Here is a 25,785-nt window from a genome sequence, read left to right on the forward strand (position 1 = left end):
CGATGGAAATCCCCGCGAATGCCACATCGCGCGCCAGCGCGCTCCTACAACAATTGCCGCGAACGCTCGCGTCCGCAGGCCTCGTGTCTCAGCCCGCGCCCGCGACCCGTACCTTCGCGCCTGCACGCGTGATGCGCAGTTCGTTGCCGTCCCACTGCGCGGCCTGGCCGTCGATCGTCGTCGCGCCCGGCACGCTCTCGTACGGCCACTGCAGCACCAGGCCGCCCTTGGGCAGACCGCTGCCGGCCGCAACATCGAGCAGGAGTGCATCGCCATCGCGGCGCAGCGAATAGCCCACCGTGCCCTGCGGTGTACGCATGCCACGCAAGGCGACGCCCTCGTTCAACCACTCGGCGGGTACGCCGGCGGCCAGCACCAGGCTGTCGTCGACTTCGCGCACGTAGGCGAACATATCCAGCGCCGAGCGGACGAAATCCGACCCCACCCAGGCATGCGGCAGATCGCCGAGGAAGAACGGCGTGCGCGGCGTCGGGGTCACCACTTCGCCCCACTGGTTCCACGGCTGCGGCGCGCGATGGCCGAAGAACCACTCGCGCACCTCGTTCGCACGCTCGCGCCAGCCCAGGCGTACGAACGCGGCGACGTTGCGCCACTCGTAGGGCGTGTAGTCCTTCCACTGCTCGCGGCCGTCGCGGCGGTCGGTGAACTTGGTCCAGTAGCGCTCGAAGGTGTTGGTCAGCAGCGGCTCGGGCAGGCGGCCCTGCTCGCCACCCGGGGCCAGCGCAATGGTCGTCGAGGTCGCATCGAAATCGCCGAGCTCGGCAGCGCCCGGCAGGAAGTCGATGCCGTGCTGCTCGGCGGCGCTGCGCAGCGAGGCGTCGAGGTCGACGCGGAATTCGTCACGCGACGCGGCCATGCGCTTGGCGTCTTCCGGCTTGCCCAGCGCTTCGGCGATCTCCACCGCATCCTTGTAGCCGCGCAGCGCCCAGAAGTTGTCCCAGTACGAATGCATCGGCTTGGCCGAGTAGCCTTCGTGGCTGATCGAGGCCGGCATCATGCCGTAGAACGCCGCGTTGAGCTTGCGGTTTTCCTCGGTGCGCTCGCTGGCGCGCAGTTCTTCCATGTAGGTGTACGCGCCCAGCACGTGCGGCCACATCTTCTGCAGGAAGGCGTCGTCGCCGGTGTAGCGCCAGTACTCGGCGATGTTGAAGATCAGTTCGCCGTGGCTGTCGTTCTCCGGCACCGGATCGCTGCCGCGATCGTCGACGCAGCACGGCACCTTGCCGTTGTCGAACTGGTAGGGCGCGTACCACTCCACGTAGTCCTTGACGACTTCCGGGCGGCCCATGCGCAACAGGCCCTCGGAGATCATGGCGCCGTCGCGGATCCAGCTGCGCGCGTAGGAGCGCGTGCCCGGCTGCAGTCGCGGCCCGATGCGCGAGATCAGCATGTGCGCCAGCGACGTCCGCAGCGTGTCGGCCAGATCCTTGCCGGCGGCCGGCACATCGAAGCCCACTTCGTCGAGCTTGCCGCGCCACTCGCCCGCCACCGCGTCCTGCATCGACTGCGCGTTCCAGTTCGCCGGCGCACTCGTCATCTCGCCGGTCATCGGAATCAGCAGATCGAATTCGCGCGACTCGCCCGGCGCCAGGCGCACGGTGTAGATCAACGCGCCGGACGCGAACGCCTGCGGATCCTCGACCTCGGTCGTCGTCGGCCAGGTGCCGGTCGCCAGGTGTTCGACGTCCATGCCCGCATCGAACGTGGTCGCGAACGCGGCCTGCGCCGGCTGACGCGCGAACACGCGCGGCTTGCCGTCGACGCGCACGCCGTCGGTGGTCACGGCGAGCTGGCGCAGCGGACTGACGCCGCCGATGATGTTGAGGAACTGGGTCGGCGGATTGACCTGCATCGGGCGCACCGCGAGCGCGAGCTGGTAATCGCGCGCCTCGCCGCCGGGATTGCTGAGCCGGTAACGCGCGACCAGCTGCGAATCCTCCGGCGTGCCGCGGGCAAACCCGGTCACGCGCAGGCCCAGCGCCTCGTGACTCCAGTCGACACTGGGAATCGGCAGGTAGTCGTCCTGCAGGGTCTGCGCGGTCTGCGCGTCCGCCCAGGTCACCAGCGTATCGCCGACGCGCACGAAGGGTTCGATCGAGAACCCGCCGGCGGCGACTTCGATCGCACCGTCCTCGCCGATCAGGCCCTGCTGCAGGCCACCATCGAGTCCGAGGATCGTCCAGTAGGTCTGCTCGCCGCTGAAACCACGCGGAAACTGACCTTTGGGCCGGTCGGCCGCGACGGCTTCCAGCACGTCGTTCGGATGCTCGGACATGCCCAGCGGCTGCACCGCGACCTCCGCCAGCGCGAAACCGTCGACCGGGCCCTCGCGCAGATCAAGGCCGATGTAGCGCGCCTCGGCTTCCGGCAGCGCCAGCCAGTCGATGTCGCCATTGCCTTCGGTCACCTCGCGCATCTGGGTCCACTGCTCGCCGTCAGCGGACAGCGACACGGCGTAGCTCGACGCGTGACGACCCGGCTGCCACTGCAGGCGCAGTCCGCCGAACTCGCGCAGCGAACTGAGATCGAGCACCACGTTCTGCGGCGCCGCGGCGGTGGTCCATGCGCTCTGCGCGTTGCCGTCGACGACGTTGTCCACGCCGTCGGGCGTCGTCGTCGAGGCGGCGCTGGCCGTCAACGGCGAGGTGTCGTCGGGCGGCAGGGTCTCGAACGTGAGCTGGTCGAAGCAGACCGTGCCCTTGCCGCCGGCGTTGTTGTAGATCGTGAACTCGAGCTTCTCGCTCGCGCGCAGCGTCTTGTCCGGCTCCGGACCCCAGGCCTTGTCGATGTGGCGCTTGCGGTAGCGGATATCGGTCCATTCGCTCGGGAAATCGTACTTCGGCCGGTTGACCCACCACACGTTGTCACCGCTGGCGTCGACGACCTTGAACTGCAGATCGTTGGCCGGCGACTCGCCGCGCATGCGGAATGCGAAGCGGTAGTTCTCCGGATATTCCATCTTGAGATCGCGCTGGATGCCGACATGGCCGGACACGCCGTTGTAGTCGTAGTCCAGGCACAGCGCCTTGCCGCCGTCGACATCGACCTGGCGCAGCGTGCCGCTCACCTGGTTCGACGTCACGACGGTCCACGTCGATGGATCATCGAAGTCGTCGAGGATGCGGATGCCCTCGCCCGCTGCAGGCGCGGCGGCGTCGCCGGTCGGCGACGGAGAGACGTTGCAGGCCGCGAGCGCGGCGGTCAGCGCGGCGATGCCGGCGACGCGTGCGATGCGGGAACGGTCGGACGACGCGATGGCGACGTCAGCCAGCGTCATGTCGGTGTCGGCAGGCGCGCGCGTGGCGCGGGTGTCGAGGATCTTCATGCGGTGCGATGGCTCCGTGGTTCGATTCGGGGTTTTGTAGGAGCGCGCTCGCGCGCGATGGGAATCCTTCGGGAACGCCACATCGCGCGCGAGCGCGCTCCTACAAATTCAGCCTTTTACGCTGCCGAGCAGCAGGCCCTGGATGTAGTAACGCTGCAGCGCGAGGAACAGCAGCAGCACCGGGATCACGGTGACGACGGCGCCGGCCATCATCATCTCGACGTCCTGGATGTGTTCGCGCGACAGCGCCGCCAGCGCGACCGGCAGCGTGTAGTTGGTCTGGTCGGTCAGCACGATCAGCGGCCACATGAAGTCGTTCCACGCGGCCATGAAGGTGAAGATGGTCAGCGTGACCAGTACCGGCTTGAGCATCGGCAACACGATCTGGAAGAAGATCCGCAGCTCGCCGGCGCCATCAATGCGCGCCGCTTCGAGCAGTTCGTCGGGAATCGAACGCGCGTACTGGCGCACGAGGAAGATGCCGAACACCGTCGCCAGTCCAGGGATCACCACCGCGCCGAAACTGTTGACCAGGCCCAGGCCCTTCATCATCAGGAACAGGGGCAGCATCGCCACCTGCGCGGGGATCACCAGCGCGGCGAGCAGGATCTGGAAGATCCGCTCGCGTCCCTTGAAGCGCAGCTTGGCGAATGCGTAGCCAGCCATCGTGTTGATCAGCAGCGCGCCGAGGGTGATCGCCGCCGAGATCATCAGGCTGTTGGCGAAGTAGCGGCCCATGCCGGCGCGTGCGAACAGCTCGTGATAGTTGTCGAAAGACATCGCCGACGGCAACAGCGGCGGCGGAAATCCGCTGGCTTCGCCGGTGGGCATGAACGAGACCGATAGCATCCACGCCAGCGGCGCCAGCGCGACGATCGCCAGTGCGACCAGCGCACCGTTGACCGCCCAGGCCGACCAGCGCGTCGCGCCGACTTCCTGATACGCCGCGATCCGGCTCATACCAGCTCCCGCTTGCGCCCGAAGCGCAGCAGCAATGTGGTGACGCCGAGGATGATCAGGAACAGCATGAACGCCACTGCCGATGCGCGACCGAGGTTCCACCACATGAAACCTTCCTCATACATGAAGTACAGCACGCTGACCGTGCTCTGCAGCGGATCGCCACGCGTCATCACGTAAGGCTCGGCGAAGAGCTGGAAGTAACCCGACACGGTGATCACCGCGACGACCAGCAGCACCGGGCCGAGCATCGGCAACGTGACGTGGACGAACTGCTTCCAGCGCGAGGCGCCGTCGATACGCGCGGCCTCGTACAGGTCCTCGGGAATCGCGGCGAGGCCAGCGATGAAGATCACCATGTTGTAGCCGAAGTTCTTCCACACCGCGAACAGGATGATCGTCGGCATGGCCCACGCCGGATCGCCCAGCCAGTCGACCGGCGCGATGCCGATGTGGCTGAGTGCCCAGTTCACCAGGCCGTAGCTGGTGTGGAACAGATAGCGCCAGATCACCGCGACCGCGACCAGCGTCGTCACCACCGGCGCGAACAACGCCGTGCGGAACAGACCCTTGAAGCGCGCTGCCTTGGCGTTGAGTAGCAACGCCGCGCCCAGCGAGACGCCGATCGACAGCGGCACGCCGATGACGACGAAGTACGCCGTATTGCCGAGCGATTTCCAGAACAGCGGCGTCTGCAGCAGGTCGAAATAATTGCCGAGCGCGACGAAGCGCAGGTTCGACATGTCCGACAGCGCGTAGAGATCGAAGTCGGTCAGGCTCAGCAGCAACGCCGATGCCACCGGAATGCCGAAGAAGATGCCGAGCACGATCAGCGCCGGCCCGGCGAAAATCCAGCCTGCGGTACTAGCGCGCATGGGCGGCCCCGGAATTCGTCTGCTCTGGTGGGCGGGCGCTCGAGGCGTTCCCGGTAGAGCCGTTCGCGCGCGAGCGCGCTCCTACGGACGCACCTTCTTCTGCCTCGCGCTCACGCACCCAGCGGCGTTTCTCGAGCAGGGTGTCTACGCGCGCGTCGAGCGCCTGCAGCGCCTGGTCCTGCGCCATGCCACCGCGCACCACGCGTTCGCTCATCAGGCGCATTTCCTGCACGATCCGCTCCCACTCCAGCACCTTGGGCGTGGGCTCGACGCGTTCGAGTTGGTCGCGGAACGCCTGCGCATACGGGTCCTCGCGCAGCTGCGGAAACTCCCAGGTGCTGCGACGCGGCGGCAGGTTGCCGATCATCGCGTGGAAGCGCTGCTGGATCTCCGGCCGCGACAGGAATTCCATCAGCTGCCAGCTCGCGTTCTTGTTCGGCGAGTCGCGGAACATCACCAGCGAGGTGCCACCGGCGATCCCCGCACCCGGACCGTCCGGACCCGGCAGCGGCGCGGTGCCCCACTGGCTCTGCAGTTCGGCCGGCAGACGATCGCGGAACTCGCGGATGTTCCAGGGACCGGACACGTAGAACGAGAAGAAGCCGCGGCCGAATTCGTCCCAGACGTTGGAGATCTGGGTCTCCGACATCCGCGGCGCCCAGCCCTGCTCGAACATGTTGGTGTAGAAGCCCAGCGCGCGGGTGAAACCCGGGCTGGTGAAATTGCCGCGGCTGTCGTCATCGCGCAGCAGCGGATCGTTCTGCTGCAGGCCGAACGACAGCAGCTGTTCGAACTCGTTGAGTGGCAGCATCACCGCATAGCGGTCCGGGCCGACGTGCGCCTTGACCGCCGCCATCGCGGTTTCCCACTCCTGCCATGTGCGCGGCAGGGTCTCGACGCCAGCCGCGGCCAGGATGTCCTTGCGATAGAAGATCAAACGCGTGTCGACATACCACGGCACGCCCAGCAGCGTGTCATCGACAACATTGGTGTGCCAGATGCCGGGGAAGTAGTCGGATTCTTCGATGACATCGGACGCATCGACGCGTGACTGCAGTGGCTCCAGCGCACCCAGCACCGCGAACTCCGGCACCCAGGTGTTGCCGAGCTGGCAGATGTCGGGCAAGGCGTCGGCGGCGAATGCGGTCAGCAGCTTCTCGTGCGCGGAGGTCCAGGGAATCTGCTGGATTTCGACGCGGATGTCCGGATGCTCACGCTCGAATTCACGCACCAGCTCCGACACGACCTCGGCTTCGCGGCCCATCGCCCAGAAGCGGACGACGGTCTGCTCGTCGCGACGCGCGCATCCGGCAAGCAGCACGAGCGCGAGCAACAGGCAGACAAGCCGCACCGCCGCGGATACACGGCGGGCGACTGGATCGCGTCGGAAGGCACGCAAGGTCCTACTCCGCCGGAACCGGATCGGAAGCCCGCGCAGGGGCCGGCGCGGGCGCCCGGCCATCGCGATCAGGACGCTGGTTCGCGGCGCGCGACTCGGCAATCCCCATCGAGCGTGCCATCGCGGCCTCGGTATCCGGCGGGCCGGAATCCTTGGGCTCGTCTTCGCCGGCGAGCCAGCCGCCGGTGAAGCCCGCGCGTTCCAGACCGGCGCGGATATAGGGGTTCTTCTTCATCACGTTCCAGACGAAGTCGTTCCGGTAATTCGCGATCATCGCCAGGATCGGCCCCTGGTCGATGGCGATGTAGTCGCTGGCCACCCAGCCCTTGCCCGGCACGATGCGACCGGTCTTCAACGGCACGTCCTCGTAGGTGAAGCTCGGATTGAACGAGTCGAGAAAGCCGTAGCTCGAATACAGATAGTCGCCATAGCGACGATGCATCTCCTCGGTTGCCGGAATCACGATCTCCGGCGCGAACGCGATCGACGCGACGGCGGCGGTCGGGGCGATGGTGCCGTCGTCGAACGCGACATCGAGACCTGCGCCACGGGCGCTGTAGTGACGGAACTCGCGCTGCTCGCCGTTGAAGTCCTGGTCGGTACGCTGCGGTCCGTCGCTGGCGGTCAGACCCCAGACGTTCTCGCCGTACTCCTTCCAGCCCATCGGATTGTCGATCGCGTACTGGCGCTGCGCATACGTCGCGCGTCGGCTGTTCTCGAAGTAGTCGATGCCACGGCGGCGCATGTAATCGTCACGGATGCCGCGGAAATCCACCCACACGTGCGTGTACTGGTGGCCGAAGTGCGGCGCGAAGCTCAGGTATTCCTGGCCGCGGAACACGCCCCAGGACTTGTCGTAAGTGCGCGTCCACACTTCCCAGGCTTCGGGACCGACCGGATGCGTCGGCGAGCCCAGGGCCAGGATGTAAACCAGCATCGCTTCGTCGTAGCCGGTCCAGTCGTGCTCGATGAAGCCGCTCTCGGGATACCAGCCCATCGAGATCAGCGGCGCGCGCTGCTGCAGGAACGGCCACCGCACGTTGCGGTAAAGCTGGTCGGCGAGCTTGCGGATCTCAGCTTCGCGCGGATCGTCGCGGTCGTAATACGACTGCGCGAACAGCACGCCCATCATCATCAGGCCGGTGTCGACGCTCGACAGTTCGACCCACGGCTCGAAGCGATGGCCGTCCTGCATATCGATGAAGTGATAGAAAAAGCCCTGGTGCCCACCGGTGCCGGTGGCCTGCGGCCCCATCTTCACGTCCCGGAAGAATTTCAAGGTGGTCAGCGTGCGATCCACCGCCTGCGTGCGGCTGACCCATCCGCGCTCGATGCCGATCGGATACGCGGTCAGCGCGTAGCCCACCGCGGCAACGCTGGAGAACGGACGCGACGGGAAGCGGTCGGGCGTCAAACCGTTGACCTCGTTGGTCGTGTCCCAGAAATACTGGAACGTGCGGCGCTCGATGTCGGCGAACAGCGGCGGCAGCTCGGGCGGTCCCTTCACCTCTTCCTCCACCGGTGCAACCACCTCTGGCACCTGCGCGATGGGGCCGGGTTTCGGCGGCGGCACATCGGGCTCGGCAGGTGCCTGCTCGCCGCAGCCAGCCAGGAACAACGCGGCAAGCGCGACGAGAATCAGGAGTTGGAACGCACGGAGACGGGATTGCATCGTGAAGGAAACCTCGCGCTGAAATCGTTTACAGGGGACAGTATAAAACTGCCGGTACCCCGAAAGGGACCGGCAGCGGGTTTTACCAGTCGATACCGAAGGACAGCTTGAACGTACGCGTCGGCAGCAGGATCTCGTTGCCGCTACGGGTGCCGAAGTCTTCGTTCACGTCCAAAGCGGGGTCGTCCGCGCCCCAGCCGCCGCGGTTCAGGTCGTACTGGTTCCAGTTTCGCCAGTTGAACGCGTTGAGCACGTCGGCCCGCACCTTGAACGAAAGATCGGTGCCGGTATCCCAACGCCGCTCGAGCGAGAAGTCGAACTGCTTGAAGCCGAACGTGCCGTCCGGCGTGTAGGGGTCGGAGAAGCAGTAAGGATTGCCCGGTGCCGGATCGGCGACGCAGTTGGTCGCCGCGCGCGGTGTCGGACTGGCCACGATGAGCTTTGCACTGAACGTGGTCTGCCAAGGCAGCTCGTAGATGCCCGACAGCACCAGACGATGCTTGGCTAGACCGGTCGAACGGTAGAAGCGCTGGTTGACACGCGAGCCGTCGAAATAGAACGACTCGCCGTTCGATGCATCGGAGCGGTTCTCCTTGGCGTCGCTGAAGGTGTAGGCGACGTTGAAGCCCCAGCCGGAATCTTCGGTGTACGGCTTGTCGAACGACAGCAGCAAAGAATTGAGGTCGTACTCGATGCCGTTGTCGCCAAGAATCAAGTTGCCGTAGCCGGGGATCGGCTGACCGAACGGCACCCCGCCCGATATCGCATCCGGCGCACCCTCGACATCGTGGAAGCTGCCGTCTTCATACCGGTTACCGAGACGGAAATAGATGCCGTCGCGGCTGCGGATGTGCGCGACCGTCGCCGACGTACTCCAGTTGTGACCCATCACCATCCACTGGCTGCGTATGCCGAGGCTGAACTGGTCGGAATATGGCGTCTTCAGGTCGTTGTTGAGCGCGTACACCTCACCACCCGAGCGCGGATTCGCGGCGACATAAGCATCGACACCTTCCTGTGTCAGCAGGGCCGGGTCGAATGGCACGCAGTTCGAGGCTGTCGCAGGATCGCATTGGTGGATAGGTGTGTTGAACAGGACTTCATAACTGGTGAACGCACCACCGTAGTACTCGCGCGCCATCTGATCGAAGATGTTCCGGTCGTACGCCCGGCCGGCACCACCAAAGAGCACGTGGGTCTCGTCGCCGCTGAGGTCATAGGAGAAGCCGAGGCGCGGCTGCCAGGCGTTCTTCTGGTTCTTGCGGTTCTGGCCGTTGCTGATGAAGTCTTCGACGTTGTAATCGGCGTTGTCCAGATTGCTCCAGCCGCGCAGTGCAGCGGCGACGCCCGGATCCATCACGTTGTCGGTATAGCTCGGATTGTCTTCGTAGTCCCAGCGCAGGCCGAGGTTGAGCGTCAGGCGGTCATTGACCTCCCAATCGTCCTGAATGTAGATGCCGAACTGCTTGTTGTTCGACTCCACGTTCGGGTTGCGGCCCTCGAGAGGTGCGGAGAACGTGATGCGGTACGGCTGCGCAAGATTCTCGTTGACGTCATAGAAGTACTGCGGGAACGGCGGATTCTGCTGGAATGCGTTGAGATCCACCTGCTTGTACTTCACGCCCATCTTGACGGTGTGGCCTTCCCAGCCGAAGAACGTCAGGTCGTTCTGTAAGCCGATCCCGCGCTGCCCCTTGTCCTGGAAGCTCGGGCCGCCTCCCACGTTGAGCACACCCAGGCGCAGGTTCGCCGGGTTGTTGGGATCCACGATCGTGTACCGCTGGCCAGGTGCCGCGGTCACCGGCACCGGATTGTAGGCGGCGTCTTCGAACGTGACGTGTGCGTCGTTCAACCAATCGGTCGCGCTGAACTGATACCGCAGATCGACGCGCGTTTCGTCATTGGTGATGTTGGTTGCGAACGACGGCGTGCTGATGTCGTCGCCTGGATTGATCTGGTCTTCTGATCGCTGGCGCACCGACAGTTCGATCAGATGCGCCTCGGCCAACTGCAGGCTGAGCTTGCCGAAGTAGAGATCCTGATTGAACGGCACGCTGTAGCCGCCGTAAAGGCTGGCAAGATCGGCTGGCAGCAGTGACGGATCGAACACTGTCGGCGGCCGCGTGTCTTTCGGCACGACGAAATCCTTGGCGTCATAGGCCACGAAGAAATGCAGGCGGTCCTGGATGATCGGACCTCCTAGCGTGATGCCGTACTGCTCGGTCACCTGCTTCTGCTGGACGCCGTCCTCGATCTCGCGCGGTGTGCGTGCCGACCATTCGTTCGCAGTGCGGTCGTAGAAGAAGCTGCCGCTGAAGTCGTTGGTGCCCGACTTGGTGACCGCGGTCACCGCTGCACTGCTGATCTGGTCGTACTCGGCCTTGTAGTTCGACGTGATAACCTTGTACTCGCCGATCGCCGACTGCGGAAACGGGTTGCCGCGGCTGTCGTCCTGCCCCGTGATGCCACCTGGCGTCACGTAGTTTTTCTGGCCTACGCCATCGATGAATACGTTGATGTTGGTCGAGCCCTGGGCGCCGCTGCGCAGCTGCGACTCGGTTCCGTTGGGCGAGTTGACGAACTGCATGCCTGGCACGGTGTCGGCGAAGGCAAGAAAGTTGCGCGAGTTCTGCGGCAGGGATTCGATCTGCTTCTGCGACACGTAGGTCGCGATTTCCGACGTCTTGGTTTCCACCAGCACGTCAGCGGTGACGGTCACCGCATCGAAATCGGTGGCTTCGCCCGCCGGCGCCGCTTCGGCGACACCACCCACGCCCAGATTAAGCGTGGCGGTCTGGCCGATCGCGACAACCACCGTCTGCGATGTGCTCTGCCCATTTGCTTCGACCTGCAGCCGATAGGTGCCCGGCGGCAGACCCGCGAGGTTGTAGCTGCCATTCGCGCTCACACCGACACTGCGGGTAAAGCCAGTGCCCGTGTTCACCGCGGTGATACGCGCTTCGGTGGCCGGCACGGAGTCCACCATCACCTGGCCGCGGATCGTGGCCGATGTCGACTGCGCCATCAGCGCAGGTGCCGCCATCGCCAGGCAGCCGCCCAGCGCGAGACTGAGGAGTGAGCGCGAGAAGGCGCGCGGCCGGGTGTCGGTGTGTGTCATGTCGTCGGTCTCTATCAGGGAATATCGATTCGAACGGCGTGCCCGTCGTCCTGCGTGCTGCACAGCAGCGATGTCACCTCGAACGTCCCTCGGACAGACCCACGACACGTTCGCCAACATGCAACGTCACCCGTGCGCCCCTGCACACACGGTGATGCGTCGGTATCGGACTTGATGTCATGCAACCCCTCCCAAGGCGCTGACGTCGACCGGTCATGACCGGGGCGACGGCTCTCCACTGGACGATGCCGCAGCGGCAGTGCCGCTCGAATCACGGATCACGAGTGCGGGTTCGAGCAGCGCGGTATGCACCCCGGTCTGCGTCGCCCCTGCGCCCTCGATTTCCAGCAACGCTTTCAATGCGCGCGCGCCCAGTTCAGCGATGTCGACGCGCATCGTCGTTAGCGATGGGTGAACGTAGCGTGCAAGCGGAATATCGTCGAAGCCAACAATTGCGATCTCCGAGGGCGTGCGTACGCCGCCACGCCCCAGGGCATACAGACATCCGATCGCCATCATGTCGTTGGCCGCAAATATCGCGTCTGGACGCGTATCGAGCGCGAGCAAGGCCTGCCCCGCCCGATGCCCGGAGTCCTCGTCGAACTGGCCCGGCAATTCCCACGGGGTGTAGGCATCGCCCGCGGCGACCAGTGCATCGCGATAGCCGCGCTTGCGTTCGCGCGCATCGTCGTTGTCCTCGGGACCATCGATGAAGGCAATGCGCTTGTAACCCGCGTCGACCAGATGCGCGACCATCGCCCGCGCCCCACCGTAATTGTCGATACCGACCGACAGCTGCGGGCGGCCCTGGGCGGCGTTGATCAGCACGATCGGCAGGCTGGCATCGACGTTGCGCTCGAGGAAATCGACGTCATGCACGTATGGCGACATCAGGAGCAGACCGTCGACACGGCCGCGCATCGCACGCAGCGCGGCGCCCTGCTCTTCGGGATTGCCGTGGTAGCTCGATACCAGCAGATGCTGGCCGCGCGTGCGCGCCACCTGGTCGATGCCGCGCATCAATTCGGAGAAGAATTCGCCGTGCAGGTCTGGCAATACGACGCCCACGGTCTGGGTCTTGCGGCTGCTGAGGCTGCGTGCGGCGTGATGCGGGCTGTAGCGAAGTTCCGCAGCGACAGCGAGCACCCGCTCGCGCACCGCTTCGGCAACGTTCTGATGGCCATTGAGCGCGCGCGAAACCGTCGCAACCGACACGCCGGCAGCTTTCGCCACATCCTTGATCGTTACGCTCAAACCGCTCCCTCCCGCTCCCGCGATGGGCCGGACTGTAAGCGTTTCCACAAGGCCGTGTAAACGAATTTGGGCCGGAATCGATGCTGCACTGCACTATATCTGCAGCGATCTACTGACTATTCCGCTGATCGTGTACAAACTTCTTACGGCAGCACTTGCCGAAACGGCCGCACCTCGACGCGCGCATACACGCCTGCATCCACATACGGATCGGCATCCGCCCAGGCGCGCGCGTCGGCCAGCGAATCGAATTCGGCGATGACGATGCTGCCGCTGAACCCTGCTGGGCCCGGGTCCTCGGCGTCGATCGCGGGACACGGACCTGCCACCAGCAGCCGCCCCGCATCACGCAAAGCGTGCAGGCGCGCGAGATGTGCGGGTCGCGCTTGCGCGCGGCGTGCGAGCACGTCCTCGCCGTCATAGCCTTCAATCGCGTACCACATGGGCATCCCCTCCGTTCGTGAGGCGCGCAGTGTAGCGAGCGCACCCGCTGGACAGGTCCGGCAGGCACCGCGTACTCTGTGCACCAGCATCCGGCCAGTTCGCCGCCCGTCACGTCTCCAGACGCTGCCGCACGCGGTCGCCCCACCGGCCCGGTCCAACGCCCTTCCGATCTCCGCGCCTGCCCTGCCTGCAGACGCGCTTCGCGCTTGGCGACGACCGACCCAGACGAAGATGTGCCGCACTACCGTTGTCCCGCGCCGGCCCGAGCCGCGCAACCGACCGGACCCGCTTGCCGCGGACCACCGAGCCGTCGCCCCGCCCTGCCAAGCGATCCACCGCCCGTGATCCATTTTCCGCGCCCGAGCGCCCCGCCGCTGTTGCCTATCGAATGACACAGCCTGCATCCGACGCAAAGGCGTCCGCCATCGCCGCCCAGCCGCAGCAGCAGGAGTTCCCGCTGGCGCTGGTGCATGGCCAGCCGGTGTTGCAGATCCCGCAGGATCTGTACATTCCGCCGGATGCGCTGGAAGTCATCCTCGATGCGTTCGAGGGCCCGCTCGACCTGTTGCTCTACCTGATCCGCCGCCAGAACCTCGACATCCTCGACATCCCGGTTGCCGACATCACCCGGCAGTACGTCGCCTATATCGGCGTGATGCAGGAGTTGCGCTTCGAGCTCGCCGCCGAATATCTGGTGATGGCCGCGATCCTGGCCGAGATCAAATCGCGGATGCTGCTGCCGCGGCCGCCGGTCGCCGAACTCGACGAAGGCGATCCGCGCGCCGAGCTGGTACGCCGGCTGCAGGAGTACGAACGTTTCAAGCAGGCGGCCGAGGACATCGACCGGTTGCCGCGCCAGGATCGCGACACCGCGCCGGCGCAGGCCACATTGCCCGATCGTCCGATCAACCGCGATCCGCCGCCAGTCGATCTGCGCGAGATGCTGCTGGCGCTGCACGATGTGCTCAAGCGCGCCGAGCTCTTCACCGGCCATGCGATCCGTCGCGACGCGCTGAGCGTGCGCCAGCGCATGGGCGAAGTGCTGACCCGGCTCACCGGTGGTCATTTCCACCGCTTCGAGTCGCTGTTCGAACCCGAGGAAGGCCGGCTGGGCGTCGTGGTGACGTTCCTGTCGATCCTCGAGCTCACCAAGGAACGCCTGCTCGACATCGTGCAGGAGGCGCCGCTGGCGCCGATCTACATCAAGTCGCTGGCCGATGCCGACGGCGCAGCGCCGCCCACCACCTTCTCCAGCGAGTTCGACGATGACGTCCCCGAACCCGCGCAGTCCTGACCTCCGACCGGATCTCCACAACGTCCCGATGGACCAGACCTTCATCAACCGCATCGTCGAAGCGGCCCTGCTCGCCTCCTCGCAGCCGCTCACCGTGGCGCAGCTTGAAACGCTGTTCACGCTCGACGAGCCCGCGCCCGAGGGCAGCCTCAAGCAGGCGCTCGTCGACCTGCAGGCGGCCTGCGCCGAGCGCGGCGTGGAACTCGTCGAGCTGGCGTCGGGCTGGCGCTACCAGGTGCGCGGCGAGGTATACGGCTGGGTGTCCCGGCTGTGGACCGAGCGCCAGACCAAGTACACGCGCGCCACGCTGGAAACCCTTGCATTGATCGCCTATCGCCAGCCGATCACCCGCGGCGAGATCGAGCAGGTGCGCGGCGTGGCGACCAACAGCAACATCATCAAGGCGCTCGAGGAGCGCGAGTGGATCCGCGTCGTCGGCCACCGCGACATGCCGGGGCGTCCGGAACTGCTCGGCACCACCAAGGGATTCCTCGATTATTTCGGCCTGCGGCGTCTCGACGACCTGCCGCCGCTGTCGGAGCTCAAGGATTTTGCCGAGCTCGATCCGCAGTTGCGCTTCGCCGGCACCGAGACTGCCGACCGCACGGTGGGCGGTCTCGCATCGGCGGATGACGCCGCGGCGAACGATGCGGCGGATGTTGCCGATATCGATCCGGAAGCCACAGATGACACACCCCACGACTCGGACGACGGCAGCGCCGACGACGACGACGTTCCGCACGACGTGCAGGACGCCGAAGCAGCACCCGGAGACGACGACGGCGAGACCGCCGGCGACGCATCCGATGACGCCACCCAGACCCCGTCGGACATCCCGTCCGACGACGACACCGCAACACCCAACGCACAAGACGCCCTCGCCGTAGACGGCGACAGCGACCGGAGCCATTCATGACGCAACAACGCAATCCCGACAAACCCGCCCGTTCCCCGCTGTCGCTCAAGCGCGGCGAAGTCCCGGCCGCGGATGCCGCGCCCAAGCTCGAGGAACGCCTGCACAAGGTGCTGGCGCAGGCCGGTCTCGGCTCGCGCCGCGCGCTCGAGCAGCGCATCGCCGACGGCCTGGTCAAGGTCAACGGTGAAGTCGCCCAGACCGGCATGTCGATCAAGGGCAGTGACCGCATCGAGCTCGACGGCAAGGTGTTCGTCGCCAGTGCGCTGACCGAACCGGCGCGCGTGCTGATCTACAACAAGCCCGAAGGCGAAGTCACCACACGCGAAGATCCCGAAGGTCGCCCGACGATCTTCGAGGCTCTGCCCGCGCTCAAGGGTGCGCGCTGGATCGCGGTCGGCCGCCTCGACATCAACACCACAGGCCTGCTGCTGCTGACCACCGACGGCGAACTCGCGAACGCGATGATGCATCCGTCGTATGAAGTCGAACGCGAGTACGTGTGCCGCGTGCGTGCGCCCGAGGGTGAAGAAACGGTGTCGGACAAGCTCGTCGACCGCCTCAAGCGCGGTGTCGCGCTGGAAGACGGTCCGGCCAAGTTCGACGAGATCGAACGCATCGGCGGCACCGATTCGCACGACTGGTTCCAGGTGCTGCTCAAGGAAGGCCGCAACCGCGAAGTGCGCCGCCTGTGGGAATCCCAGGGGTGCCAGGTCAGCCGCCTCAAACGCGTGCGCTACGGCAAGGTGACGCTGCCGCAGCCGCTGCTGCGCGGCCAGTCGCAGGAACTTCCAGAGTCGCAGGTCGAAGCGCTGCGCAAAGAGCTCAAGCTCGAGGAAGGCCCGCCGCCGGCGCTGACGCTGCAGCCGGTCATCGGCCAGCGCAAGGCCACGAAGGCGACCGTGCACCTGGGCAAGGGCGCAGGCAAGGCCTATGTCAACGGTCAGAACAGCGGCGCGGACGAAGGACGCGAGCTGCGTCGCTTCGACAACGTCCGCGAAGACCGCGGCCGTGGTCGTGGTGGTCCGCGCAAGCCGCACGGCGGCCTGACGGTCAGCGGCGACGCCGCGGCCAAGCAGTCGCAGAAGCCGTTCAAGCAGCGCGCTGACAAGGGCTCGCGCGCGCTGCCCGAAGGCAACCCTGCCGCGTTCCGCAGCTGGTACGTGCCGGATGGCGTGGAGACCGGCCCGACCGGGCATCGCAATGCGGACGGCCGCGGCCCCAAGAAGCCCTACGGCGGCGCAGGCGGTCCCGGCGGCGCGAAGAAGCGCGGCCCGGGGGGTCCTGGCGGCGGTGGACCGCGTGGTCCGGGCGGTGGCGGCGGACAGGGTCCGTGGGCCTCGCGTCCTGCCGGCGGCGGTGGTGGTGGTCCGGGTCGCCCGCGTGCGCCCTACGGTCATCCCGACAGCGCACCGAGCTTTCCGTCCGACCATGCCAACCCCGGCAGCTTCAATCCCAATGCCGGTCCGCGCGGTCCGCGTCCAGGCGGTGGCAACCGTGGCCCGAAGGGTCCGGGTGGTCCAGGTGCGCGTGGCCCCGGCGGTCCCGGCGGCGGCAACCGTGGCCCGGGTGGACGCCCGCCGGGCGGTGGCAACCGCGGCCCACGCAGCGGCGGTGGCGGCGGTCGCTGATCGCACGCTCATCTTGATGCGTTGACGCACGGGGCCTTCGGGCCCCGTGTTCGTTTGTAGGTGCACCGATTCTGTAGGAGCGCGCTTGCGCGCGATGGGCTTTGCCGGGAAAGCTGAATCGCCTGGTAGAGCCCCATCGCGCGCAAGCGCGCTCCTACACTCTTTGCTCCCCATGGCCATCTGATCCGCGCGCACGCGCCGGCGATGCACGCCAGGCTGGCGCCGGCGTGCCTGCTCGACATGCAGGGGGTTTCATCGTCGCCGCGCTCGACAACACGCTCGGGCCGTTCTCGTGTCTGATCGCAACACCCAGCGTGGCGGCCGGTCGCGTCGGACACGCCGCACATCATCTGCGAAGCGCGCCTGGTCGCCCGCACGCGCAATGTGCTGCACCTCGCGGCGGAAGCACGCAGCGAAGACGGCAACGTGTTCGGGCTCTGCCAGGCCACGCAGCAGATCCTGCCGCCGCGCAGCGCCTGAGACTTCATACCCGCTTCACCGCGGCGCCATCGGTGCTCCATCCGTGCGGCCGACACTGGCGCATCGCTCGCGGATGGAGGCACCAGGTTTGGACGATTACGCACGATTCGATTGGGACCTCGTGGTGGTGGGCGCGAGCTTCGCCGGCGCAGCATGCGCGCTCGCCGCGCGCGAGGCAGGCCTGCGGGTGTGTGTGCTCGAGCGCAAGCACGATCCCGGCATCCGCCTGCACACGACCGGCATCATCGTCGCCGAAGCGTTCTCGCAGACGCGGCTCGGTCGCATGCCGCCGGCGCTGTATCGCAACGTGCCGCGCGTCCGTGTGTATGCGCCGAGTCTGGACAGCCTGCAATTGCAGGCCGACGACTACGCGTTCCTGACTACCGATACGCCGAATGTCCTGCGCTGGCTGGCAGAGGAGATGCGTGAGGCCGGCGTCGACCTGCGACTGATGCAGTCGTTCACCGATGCGCGCCGCGACGGCACCGGCTGGCAGATCGCGGGGCTCGGCAGTACGCGCTGGCTGGTCGGCGCCGACGGCGCGAAATCACGCGTGGCGCAGCGCGCCGGTCTCGGTCTGGTCGACGCGTTTCTGTATGGCGTCGAGCATGAGTTCCACGGCGTGACCCTGGCCGAGCCCGATGCCCTGCACTGCTTCATCAGCCGCACGCTGGCGCCCGGCTACATCGGCTGGGCGGCGCAGTCGCCGACGGGCGTGCAGCTGGGACTCGCATTCCGGCACCGCCCGGATCGCCACGGCGTGCCGGATATCGCAGGCTTGCGCGCACGCATCGGCGAACGCCTCGGGTTGCCGTCGGCACTGCAGCCCGATGCCACGCGCGCGGGCCTGATTCCCTGCGGCGGTCCGGTCCAGCGCCTCGCCGCGCCGGGCGTGATCCTCACCGGCGATGCGGCCGGCATCGTCTCGCCGCTAACCGCTGGCGGCATCCATTCGGCCTGGGCGCATGGCGAAGCGATCGGCCTTGCGATCGCGCAGCACCGGATCGGCGCCGATATCGCGCCGGAACAGATGGCCGAGCGCGCAGCGCCGCGCTTCCGCGCGAAGCGCTGCCTGCGCTGGGCCTTCGATCATCTGCAGATGAACTGGCCAGTGAACCTGCTGCTGCACTCACGGCTGCTGCGTCGCGCGGCCGAGCAGGTGTACTTCCATCGCCGTGGTCGACGCCGCACATCGGTCTGAGTCGCCCGAGATGCACATACGAAAACGCGCCCGCCGGAGCGGACGCGTTTCGAGGGCTGCAAGGCGCGGCTTGGTCGCGCGCTGCAGCGATGGATCAGGCAGCCTGCAACTCGCCCGACGGCACGCGACGGCGCGGACGGCTCGGGAACGCGTGGCGCAGGATGCGCCAGGTGACTTCGCCGAACTGGCGCGGCAGCGAACCCGTGTTGTACGGCTGGCCGTAGCGCTTGCAGATCTCGCGCACTTCGACCGAGAGCGCGGCGTAGCGATGCGCCGGCACGTCGGGAAAGAAGTGATGCTCGATCTGGTGGCTCAGGTTGCCGGTCAGCAGGTTCATGACCTTGCCGCCGCCGATGTTCGACGAACCGCGCAGCTGACGCATATACCAGTGGCCGCGCGACTCGTTGCGGATGCTGTCCTTCGGGAAGGTCTCGACATCGGCGGTGAAGTGGCCACAGAAGATCACAACGTACGTCCACACGTTGCGGATGCCGTTGGCGGCCAGATTACCCAGCAGCACCGGCAGAAAGAACGGACCGGCCAGCAGCGGGAAGATCACATAGTCCCGCAGCATCAGGCGCCCCATCTTGCGACCGACCGGCGCGAAGTCGCGCGCCAGCTTGCCTTTGGGCATTTTGCCGGCGAAGAAACGGCCCAGCTTGAGCTCCTGGATCGCCACGCCCCACTGGAAATACAGCGCGAACACCACCGCGATCACCGGCTGCATCAGATAGAACGGACGCCAGCGCTGCTCGGGAAAGATGCGCAGCAGGCCGTAGCCGATGTCGTCGTCCATGCCGCGGACGTTGGTGTAGGTGTGGTGGCGGAAATTATGCGAATGGCGCCAGTTGTCGCCGGTCGCGACGATGTCCCACTCGTACTTGTTGCTGTCGAGTTCGGGATCGTGCATCCAGTCGTACTGGCCGTGCATGACGTTGTGGCCGACTTCCATGTTCTCGAGGATCTTGGCCAGCGCCAGGAACACCACGCCGGCGATACACGCCGGCCACAGCAGCCACGGCACGAACGCGCCGCCGATCGCACCGACGAACAACAGGCCACGACCGAGCACCGCGCAGTAGCGGACCCAGCGCACGACACGGCGGATATAGGCAGCGTCGACTTTGCCGACTTGCGCCATCGTGCGCGTGTGCAACGCATCGAGCTCGGCGCCGAAGGCATCGAGTTCCTGCGAGGAGAGGCGGCGCGTGGCAGTGAGCTTGGACATGACGGCTCCGGTATTGGAAGCGGGGTGTTTCGAAACGGTGTGGTTCAAAGATCGAGCACGAGGTCGGACACAGCGCTGCTGATGCACAGCTTCAGCGCGGCCGTCGCCTCGGTGTTGGCGGCGCCGGTGCGCAGATCGCGCGTGGCGCCGGACGCCTTGCCGCAGGCGCAGGTGTTGCAGATGCCCATGCGGCACCCGTACTTCGGCTTCAGACCTTCGGCCTCCAGCGCCTGCAGCAGCGGTACGCCGCGCTGCAGTTGCAGTGCGCGGCCGCTGCGCGCGAGACGCACTTCGACCGTGCCGCTGTCGTCGGTCTGCGGACGCGGCGGCGGGGTGAACGCCTCGGTACGCAGCAGGGGGACGCGGCTTTCGACGAGCTCGGTCGCAGTCGTCACGAAACCGCCAGGGCCGCAGGCGAATACCTGGCGCATGGCGAGATCAGGCACCAGCGCGTCGAGCAGTCCGGCATCGATACGACCGGCAGCTTCGTCGTCTGCCACCGCGGCCTCGCGTGTCAGCACGAAACGCACATCGAAACCGGCATGGCGCGCGGCCAGCGCGCGCAGTTCTTCGACAAAACACAGTTCGGCGCGGGTGCGCGCCCAGTAGACCAGCGTCACCGGCACCGGCATGCCCTGCCCGGCCAGCTGGCGGACCAGCGCCATCAGCGGCGTGACACCACTGCCGGCGGCGAGAAACAGCCAGGCGCCATCAACCTTCGCCGGCAACACCAGATCGCCGAACGCCGGACCGATGTCGAACACGTCACCACGGCGCGCAGAGGCCAGCAGATGGCGGCTCATGCGGCCCTCGTCGACGCCCTTGACCGTCACCGTGATGCGGCCGTCGGCAGCGACCGGCGCATCGAGGCTGTAGCTGCGCGTGATCCGAACGCCATCGATATCTGCAGTCAGATTCACGTGCTGGCCCGCCTGCGCGCCCGTCCAGTGGCGGTTCGGCTTCAGCGTCAGGGTGACCGCATTCGCCGCGGCCGGCGCGTGTGCCACCACGCGGGCCAGCGGGCGTTCCCAGCTCCACGTCGGATGCAGGCGCTGCGCCCAGAAATCGAACACGGGCGGCACGACGAACGGCGTGGCGAGCCTGCGCAGGCGGCTTCGGCGGGACGGCTTCATGGGGTGGACTGTCGACATGAGAGGCACTGTACACCCATCCGCACATCCGTGTATACAGTTGTACATTAATGGTGACTGGTATGCTGGCAGCCCATCTTTCGACGGCCACCCGTGACCGCCTCCACCCTCGCACCAGACAGCGGCGACTCCGGCCCGAGCGCATCGGACAGCCAGGCCGGCCGCAAGCCGACGATCGTCCGCGAGGATCTGATCGCCGCTGCCCTGCGCTTGACCGGCGCCCACCGCAGCGTCTCGACCCTGAGCCTGCGTGAAGTGGCCCGCGAGGCCGGCATCGCGCCGAACAGCTTCTATCGCCAGTTCCACGACATGGACGAGCTCGCGGTCGCTCTGATCGAGCTGGCGGGTGAATCCCTTCGCAATATCGTGGGCGACGCCCGCAAGCGTGCAGTCGCCGGCCGCAGCATCGTCCGCGGGTCACTCGAGGCGTTCATGGAGCGCCTGCGCGCCGACGACAAGCTGCTGCACGTGCTGCTGCGCGAAGGCACGGTCGGCTCGGACGCGTTCAAACGCGCCGTCGACCGCCAGCTGCAGTTCTTCGAAGTCGAACTGCGCGCGGACCTGGTGCGCATCGCCGCGGCCCAGGGGATCGTCTTCCACGAGCCCGGTCTGGTCGCGCGCGCGATCACCCGCCTGGTGTTCGCCATGGGCGGTACGGCGCTCGATTCCCCGCCCGAACGCGACGATGCGCTGGTGGACGAGCTCTCGCACATGATCCGCATGCTGCTGCGCGGTGCGCATGCGATGGGGAAGGTGAAGGGCGCGCGGTGAAGTTCGGTCGTTGATCCGTCTTTGTGTCCAGAGACTCTGAAGCGCGGGATCAGCTGTCAGAGGCGGCACCGTCGTCCCAGCGCACGCTGGAAACGCTTTTGGATGGCTAGCTGCCATTTTGATCTTCGTGCCATTCGCGGGCGCCCCGTCAATTCGACCGTCGCCCCGGCGCAGGCCGGGGCCCAGTGACTTTCGATGTGGGACACGGACAACTTCCGTGATAGGCACGCTGCGCGGAAGTCAAAATGGGTCCCAGCTTGACCAGAGGTTTGTCTGTTGAAAGCCGCTGCGTCGACGGATTTCTGGGTCTGGCAATCTCACTCGAAGTCACTGGGCCCCGGCCTGCGCGGGGGCGACGGCAGTCAATCTCCCCGTGAGCGATTAGAAAAGAGCGGCCTCAAAGGATCTCGAACCTGTCCGCATCCAGCATCGCCGGGAAATGGTCCCGGTGCGCCTGCAGCTGTTCTGCCGACAGCGTGGTCGTCGAGACCACTTCCTCGTCCATCGATTCGCTCAGCGGCTGGCCCAGCATGTCCAGCACCGCGCTGTCGCCCGAATACGCCAGCCCGTTGCCATCCGTGCCCACGCGATTGACGCCGACGACGTAAGACAGGTTTTCAATTGCCCGCGCGCGCAGCAGCGTCTTCCATGCGTAGGCGCGCGCGGCAGGCCAGTTAGCGACGAACAGTTGCAGATCGAAATCCAGCCCGCCCGGACGTTCGACGTCGAAGCGGTTGCGGCAGAACACCGGAAAGCGCAGGTCGTAGCAGACCTGCGGGTTGATCCGCCAGCCCTTCCATTCGACCGTCAATCGATCACGACCGGCAGCGTAGCGCTTGTGCTCGTTCGCGTAGCGGAACAGATGGCGCTTGTCGTAGTGCTGCAGATCGCCATCCGGCGTCGCCCACAGCATGCGGTTGTAGACGCCGTCGCCGTCGCGCAGCTGCACGCTGCCGGTCACTGCGGCATCGAGCGCAACCGCCTGCTCGCGCATCCAGGCGACGGTTGGGCCATCCATGTCTTCGGCGCGATCGATCGCATCATTACTGAAGCCGCTGGTGAAGGTTTCGGGCAGCACGACCAGATCGGTGCGGCCGTGCAGCGGCGCAATGAGATCACCGTAGTAGGCGCGATTGCCCGCAGGGTCGTGCCAGACGGTGGCGCCCTGGACGGTGGAGACGCGAAGGTTCTGCATGGCGGCTTCCTGTGGATCGCGCGTGCGCGACCGATGTCGTGATTCTCGGTGTTGCCCGCTGCCCGCTCAAGCGCAGGGGTGCCACGTAGACGTGTGAACACGGACTCCACCCGCCACGGCCTAACGTGCGCGAGCCGCCTGCCCCGGAGTCCGCCATGCCCGAAACCATCTACGACGCCCTGCGCGAAAGCCACGAACGGCAGCGCTCGCTGTGCCGCAAGCTGCTGCGCGCGCCACCGCATACGGCGCGCCGCGTCGAACTGTTTACCGACCTTCGCATCGAGCTCGCCGCGCATGCTGCCGCCGAAGAACGCTTCCTCTACGCGCCGATCCTGATGCACGACGCCGGTCTCGATGCGTCGCGGCACGCGCTGCACGAGCACCACGAGATGGACGAACTCGTCGAGGACCTGCAGACCCGCGACCACGCCGGCGCGGCATGGATGGCGAAAGCGAAACAGCTGTCGGAGAAGGTGCACCACCACCTGCGCGAGGAAGAGCGCAAGTTCTTCCAGGTTTCGGGCAAGCTGCTGACCGACGCCCAGAAGACCCGAGCGGCGCAGCGCTATCGCCGCGACCACGCGCGCATGGAGAAGAAATTGCGCGAGGCGTGATCTCTACGCCCTCAACAGGGCCTCTTGTCACGCCGGCGCGCTCGAGGACACGTTCTTGTCGAGACGTCGATGCCTGGCCAGGCAGAACGTCAGTTCTGTGCCCTGCCCGCCGCCTTCTGCTCGGCGATGAATCGCCGCACTTCTTCTTCCAGCACCGGCAACGGCACCGAGCCCAGATTGAGGATGGTGTCGTGGAAGGGGCGCTGATCGAACGCCGGGCCGAGTTCGCGTTCGGCTTCGGCACGCAGGTCGAGGATGGTCTTGTAGCCGATGTAATACGACAGCGCCTGGCCCGGCCAGGAGATGTAGCGGTCGATCTCGGTGACTACATCATGGCGTGCGAGCGCGGTGTGGCTGGCGAGGTAGTCGATCGCCTGGTCCCGCGTCCAGCCGTATTCGTGCAGGCCGGTATCGATGACCAGTCTTGCAGCCCGCCACATTTCGAAGGTCAGCCGGCCGAACTCCTCGTACGGCGTTTCGTAGATGCCCATGCGCGTGCCGAGCCACTCGGTGTACAGGCCCCAGCCTTCGCCGTATCCCGAGAAATAGGTCTGCTGGCGGAAGTCCGGGCGCGCCGGTGCTTCGAGCGCCAGTGCGGCCTGGAAGCTGTGGCCGGGCGCGCACTCGTGCAGCACTAGCGCCGGCAGGTTGTACAGCGGGCGCGACGGCAGGTCGTAGGTATTGAAGAAACACGCCTCCAGGCCGCCGCGGCCCGAGGTGTAGATCGGGGCGATGTCGTCGGCGACCGGCAGGATCGTGAAACGGTAGCGCGGCAGCGTGCCCACCACGTACTGCAGCTGGCCGTCGATCTTCTTGGCGATCAGTGAGGCCTCGCCCAGCAGTTCGCGCGGGGTCTTGGCGTAGAACTTCGGATCTGTGCGCAGGTAGTCGATGAAGGCCGGCAGGTCGCCTTCGAAGCCGGCACGGCCCATCACTTCGCGCATCTCCGCAGTGATGCGTTCGACCTCGGCCAGACCGAAATCGTGGATCTCGCGCGCGGTCATGTCGCGGGTGACGTACTCGCGGATCTGGGTCTGGTAGAACGCACGGCCGTCAGGCAGATCGCTGGCGGCGATGGTCGTGCGCGTACGGGGCAGGTACTCGCTGCGGATGAAGGTCAACAGCTTCGCGTAGGCGGGAATCGTCTGCTCCAGCACGACGCGCCGACCTTCCTCGCGCAACTGTGTGCGCACGGGTTCGGGAATGGTATTGGGAATGCGGTCGAAGGTGACCAGCAGCGGATTCGTCTCACCGGTCAGCACATAGGACTCGAGCGTCTTGTCGCGGCCTTCCAGCGTTGCGCGCGGCACGCTCCAGCCACGTTCGAGGCCTGTCTCCATGTTGGCGATCTGCTCATCGAAGTAGCGCGGCACGTCGGACAGGCGACCGATGAAGCGGCGCCAGTCGGCCTCGGTCTGGAAGGGCTGGCGCGGACTGATGCCGCCCCAGAAGAAGCTGTCGCTGTTGAACGGCGCTTCAAAGGTGCGCCAACGTGCGCTGGCCTCGCTGGCCTCGATCGAAGTGCGGAATACGGCCGCGTTGATGCGCTCCTCGCGGCCCAGCTGGTCGAGCGGGATGGCGTCGAGCGCGTCGAGCGCCGCCTTCCAGTAGTCCGCGCGCCGCGCCCAGGCCTCAGGCGTCACCGACGGCAGCTTGTCACTGCTCTGCCAGCGCCCGTCGACCTTCTCGCGTACGAACTCGCCCTGTCGCCACTCCCACTCGCGGGTGTAGAGATCGCGCAGCGCGGTCTCGGCGGCATTCGCCGGCGGCGCAAGCACCGGCTCGGGCGATTCCTGGGCGAGCACGGGCGATGCGATGCCGAGCGCGAGCGACACGGACAGCACGAGGCGGGACAGCGTCATATGGCGACGCGCGGCGAAGGACATCAGCGACTCCTGGAAAGCGGTGGTGGTCGTACCAGCCCGGGAGAGACGCGGGCGATCCTGCAAGCATGCCGGGAATGGCTTTGGCGTGCATGGGATGGGCTGTGCGGGATGTGGTGGATGCGATGCGGAGAGCTGCCCTCACCCCTACCCCGCTCCCGGAGGGAGAGGGGCTCGATACCGGATGCTCGTCGTCCGCCGCAAACGCCCTGATCGCATTGACCGAGCCCCTCTCCCCCAGGGGCTACGTGCCCGCCGGGGTAAAGGGTTGGCTTGAGGGCGAGCGCCGACGGATCACCCACACCACGCGCCATCCAGTCCACACAGCACTCACGACCCACCACACACTCTTTCAC

At 66.4% G+C, this 25,785-nt stretch carries 17 protein-coding genes and 1 pseudogene; 6 read left to right on the top strand and 12 right to left on the bottom strand.

The genetic code is table 11. The annotated features are described in order from the left end of the window. Positions 1-88: 88 nt before the first annotated feature. The 8 genes from J2W68_RS08290 to J2W68_RS08325 form a co-directional block, all read right to left on the bottom strand. Entirely contained in the window at positions 89-3,346 is a 3,258-nt protein-coding gene (locus J2W68_RS08290; protein ID WP_310234523.1) for a discoidin domain-containing protein, read from the bottom strand. Between the two features lie 108 nt (positions 3,347-3,454). After that, positions 3,455-4,306 carry a carbohydrate ABC transporter permease gene (locus J2W68_RS08295; protein WP_310234525.1) on the bottom strand — a complete coding sequence of 284 codons (852 nt, stop codon included), beginning with the start codon at positions 4,304-4,306 and terminating at the stop codon, positions 3,455-3,457. Next, positions 4,303-5,181, bottom strand: a complete 879-nt coding sequence (locus J2W68_RS08300; protein ID WP_310234528.1) for a carbohydrate ABC transporter permease — start codon at positions 5,179-5,181, stop codon at positions 4,303-4,305. The genes J2W68_RS08295 and J2W68_RS08300 overlap by 4 nt, the downstream gene beginning before the upstream one ends. Next, positions 5,171-6,532 (bottom strand): sugar ABC transporter substrate-binding protein, encoded by a 1,362-nt coding sequence (locus J2W68_RS08305; protein ID WP_310234952.1) that lies wholly within the window; start codon positions 6,530-6,532, stop codon positions 5,171-5,173. Before J2W68_RS08305 ends, J2W68_RS08300 begins: the two co-directional genes overlap by 11 nt. Positions 6,533-6,584: 52 nt before the next feature. Beyond that, positions 6,585-8,252 carry a glucoamylase family protein gene (locus J2W68_RS08310; RefSeq protein ID WP_310234532.1) on the bottom strand — a complete coding sequence of 556 codons (1,668 nt, stop codon included), beginning with the start codon at positions 8,250-8,252 and terminating at the stop codon, positions 6,585-6,587. Between the two features lie 82 nt (positions 8,253-8,334). Continuing rightward, positions 8,335-11,370, bottom strand: a complete 3,036-nt coding sequence (locus J2W68_RS08315) for a TonB-dependent receptor (RefSeq protein ID WP_310234535.1) — start codon at positions 11,368-11,370, stop codon at positions 8,335-8,337. A 213-nt stretch (positions 11,371-11,583) separates the two neighbouring features. Then, on the bottom strand, positions 11,584-12,648 hold the full coding sequence (locus tag J2W68_RS08320) for a LacI family DNA-binding transcriptional regulator (protein WP_430539700.1): 1,065 nt from the start codon (positions 12,646-12,648) through the stop codon (positions 11,584-11,586). A gap of 119 nt (positions 12,649-12,767) precedes the next feature. Further along, complete coding sequence (locus tag J2W68_RS08325) at positions 12,768-13,067, bottom strand: YciI family protein (protein ID WP_310234540.1); 300 nt, start codon at positions 13,065-13,067, stop codon at positions 12,768-12,770. Between the two features lie 389 nt (positions 13,068-13,456). On the opposite strand from J2W68_RS08325, the gene J2W68_RS08330 reads away from it, so the two are divergent. The 4 genes and pseudogenes from J2W68_RS08330 to J2W68_RS08345 all read left to right on the top strand — a co-directional run bounded on the left by J2W68_RS08330 (position 13,457) and on the right by J2W68_RS08345 (position 18,587). Then, positions 13,457-14,362 (top strand): segregation and condensation protein A, encoded by a 906-nt coding sequence (locus tag J2W68_RS08330; RefSeq protein ID WP_310234543.1) that lies wholly within the window; start codon positions 13,457-13,459, stop codon positions 14,360-14,362. A gap of 28 nt (positions 14,363-14,390) precedes the next feature. After that, a pseudogene (gene scpB, locus J2W68_RS18020) lies at positions 14,391-15,266 on the top strand (SMC-Scp complex subunit ScpB); the annotation flags it as partial. An 8-nt stretch (positions 15,267-15,274) separates the two neighbouring features. Next, the gene (locus J2W68_RS08340; protein ID WP_310234546.1) at positions 15,275-16,906 is read left to right on the top strand and encodes a pseudouridine synthase; all 1,632 of its coding nucleotides are present in this window, start codon (positions 15,275-15,277) and stop codon (positions 16,904-16,906) included. A gap of 568 nt (positions 16,907-17,474) precedes the next feature. Continuing rightward, on the top strand, positions 17,475-18,587 hold the full coding sequence (locus J2W68_RS08345; protein WP_310234550.1) for an NAD(P)/FAD-dependent oxidoreductase: 1,113 nt from the start codon (positions 17,475-17,477) through the stop codon (positions 18,585-18,587). Between the two features lie 94 nt (positions 18,588-18,681). Here J2W68_RS08345 and J2W68_RS08350 read toward each other — a convergent pair whose 3' ends face one another. Next, a complete protein-coding gene (locus tag J2W68_RS08350; protein WP_310234552.1) occupies positions 18,682-19,815 on the bottom strand; it encodes a fatty acid desaturase family protein in 1,134 nt (377 codons plus the stop codon). Between the two features lie 44 nt (positions 19,816-19,859). Then, a complete protein-coding gene (locus tag J2W68_RS08355; protein WP_310234554.1) occupies positions 19,860-20,948 on the bottom strand; it encodes a ferredoxin reductase in 1,089 nt (362 codons plus the stop codon). Between the two features lie 111 nt (positions 20,949-21,059). On the opposite strand from J2W68_RS08355, the gene fabR reads away from it, so the two are divergent. Next, positions 21,060-21,737, top strand: coding sequence for an HTH-type transcriptional repressor FabR (gene fabR, locus J2W68_RS08360; RefSeq protein WP_430539694.1), 678 nt, complete (start codon positions 21,060-21,062; stop codon positions 21,735-21,737). 397 nt (positions 21,738-22,134) lie between these two features. Here the strand turns inward: fabR and J2W68_RS08365 are convergent, their stop codons facing one another. Further along, on the bottom strand, positions 22,135-22,932 hold the full coding sequence (locus J2W68_RS08365) for an amidohydrolase (protein ID WP_310234557.1): 798 nt from the start codon (positions 22,930-22,932) through the stop codon (positions 22,135-22,137). Between the two features lie 155 nt (positions 22,933-23,087). Between J2W68_RS08365 and J2W68_RS08370 the strand changes: the two genes are divergently transcribed. Beyond that, positions 23,088-23,546, top strand: coding sequence for a hemerythrin domain-containing protein (locus tag J2W68_RS08370; RefSeq protein ID WP_310234559.1), 459 nt, complete (start codon positions 23,088-23,090; stop codon positions 23,544-23,546). A gap of 89 nt (positions 23,547-23,635) precedes the next feature. On the opposite strand, the gene J2W68_RS08375 is transcribed toward J2W68_RS08370, so the two are convergent. Continuing rightward, positions 23,636-25,432, bottom strand: coding sequence for a DUF885 domain-containing protein (locus J2W68_RS08375; RefSeq protein ID WP_430539695.1), 1,797 nt, complete (start codon positions 25,430-25,432; stop codon positions 23,636-23,638). Positions 25,433-25,785 lie beyond the last annotated feature (353 nt).

Origin of the sequence: Luteimonas terrae, assembly GCF_031457535.1 — a bacterium.
GTDB classification, from domain to species: Bacteria; Pseudomonadota; Gammaproteobacteria; order Xanthomonadales; family Xanthomonadaceae; genus Luteimonas; species Luteimonas terrae_A.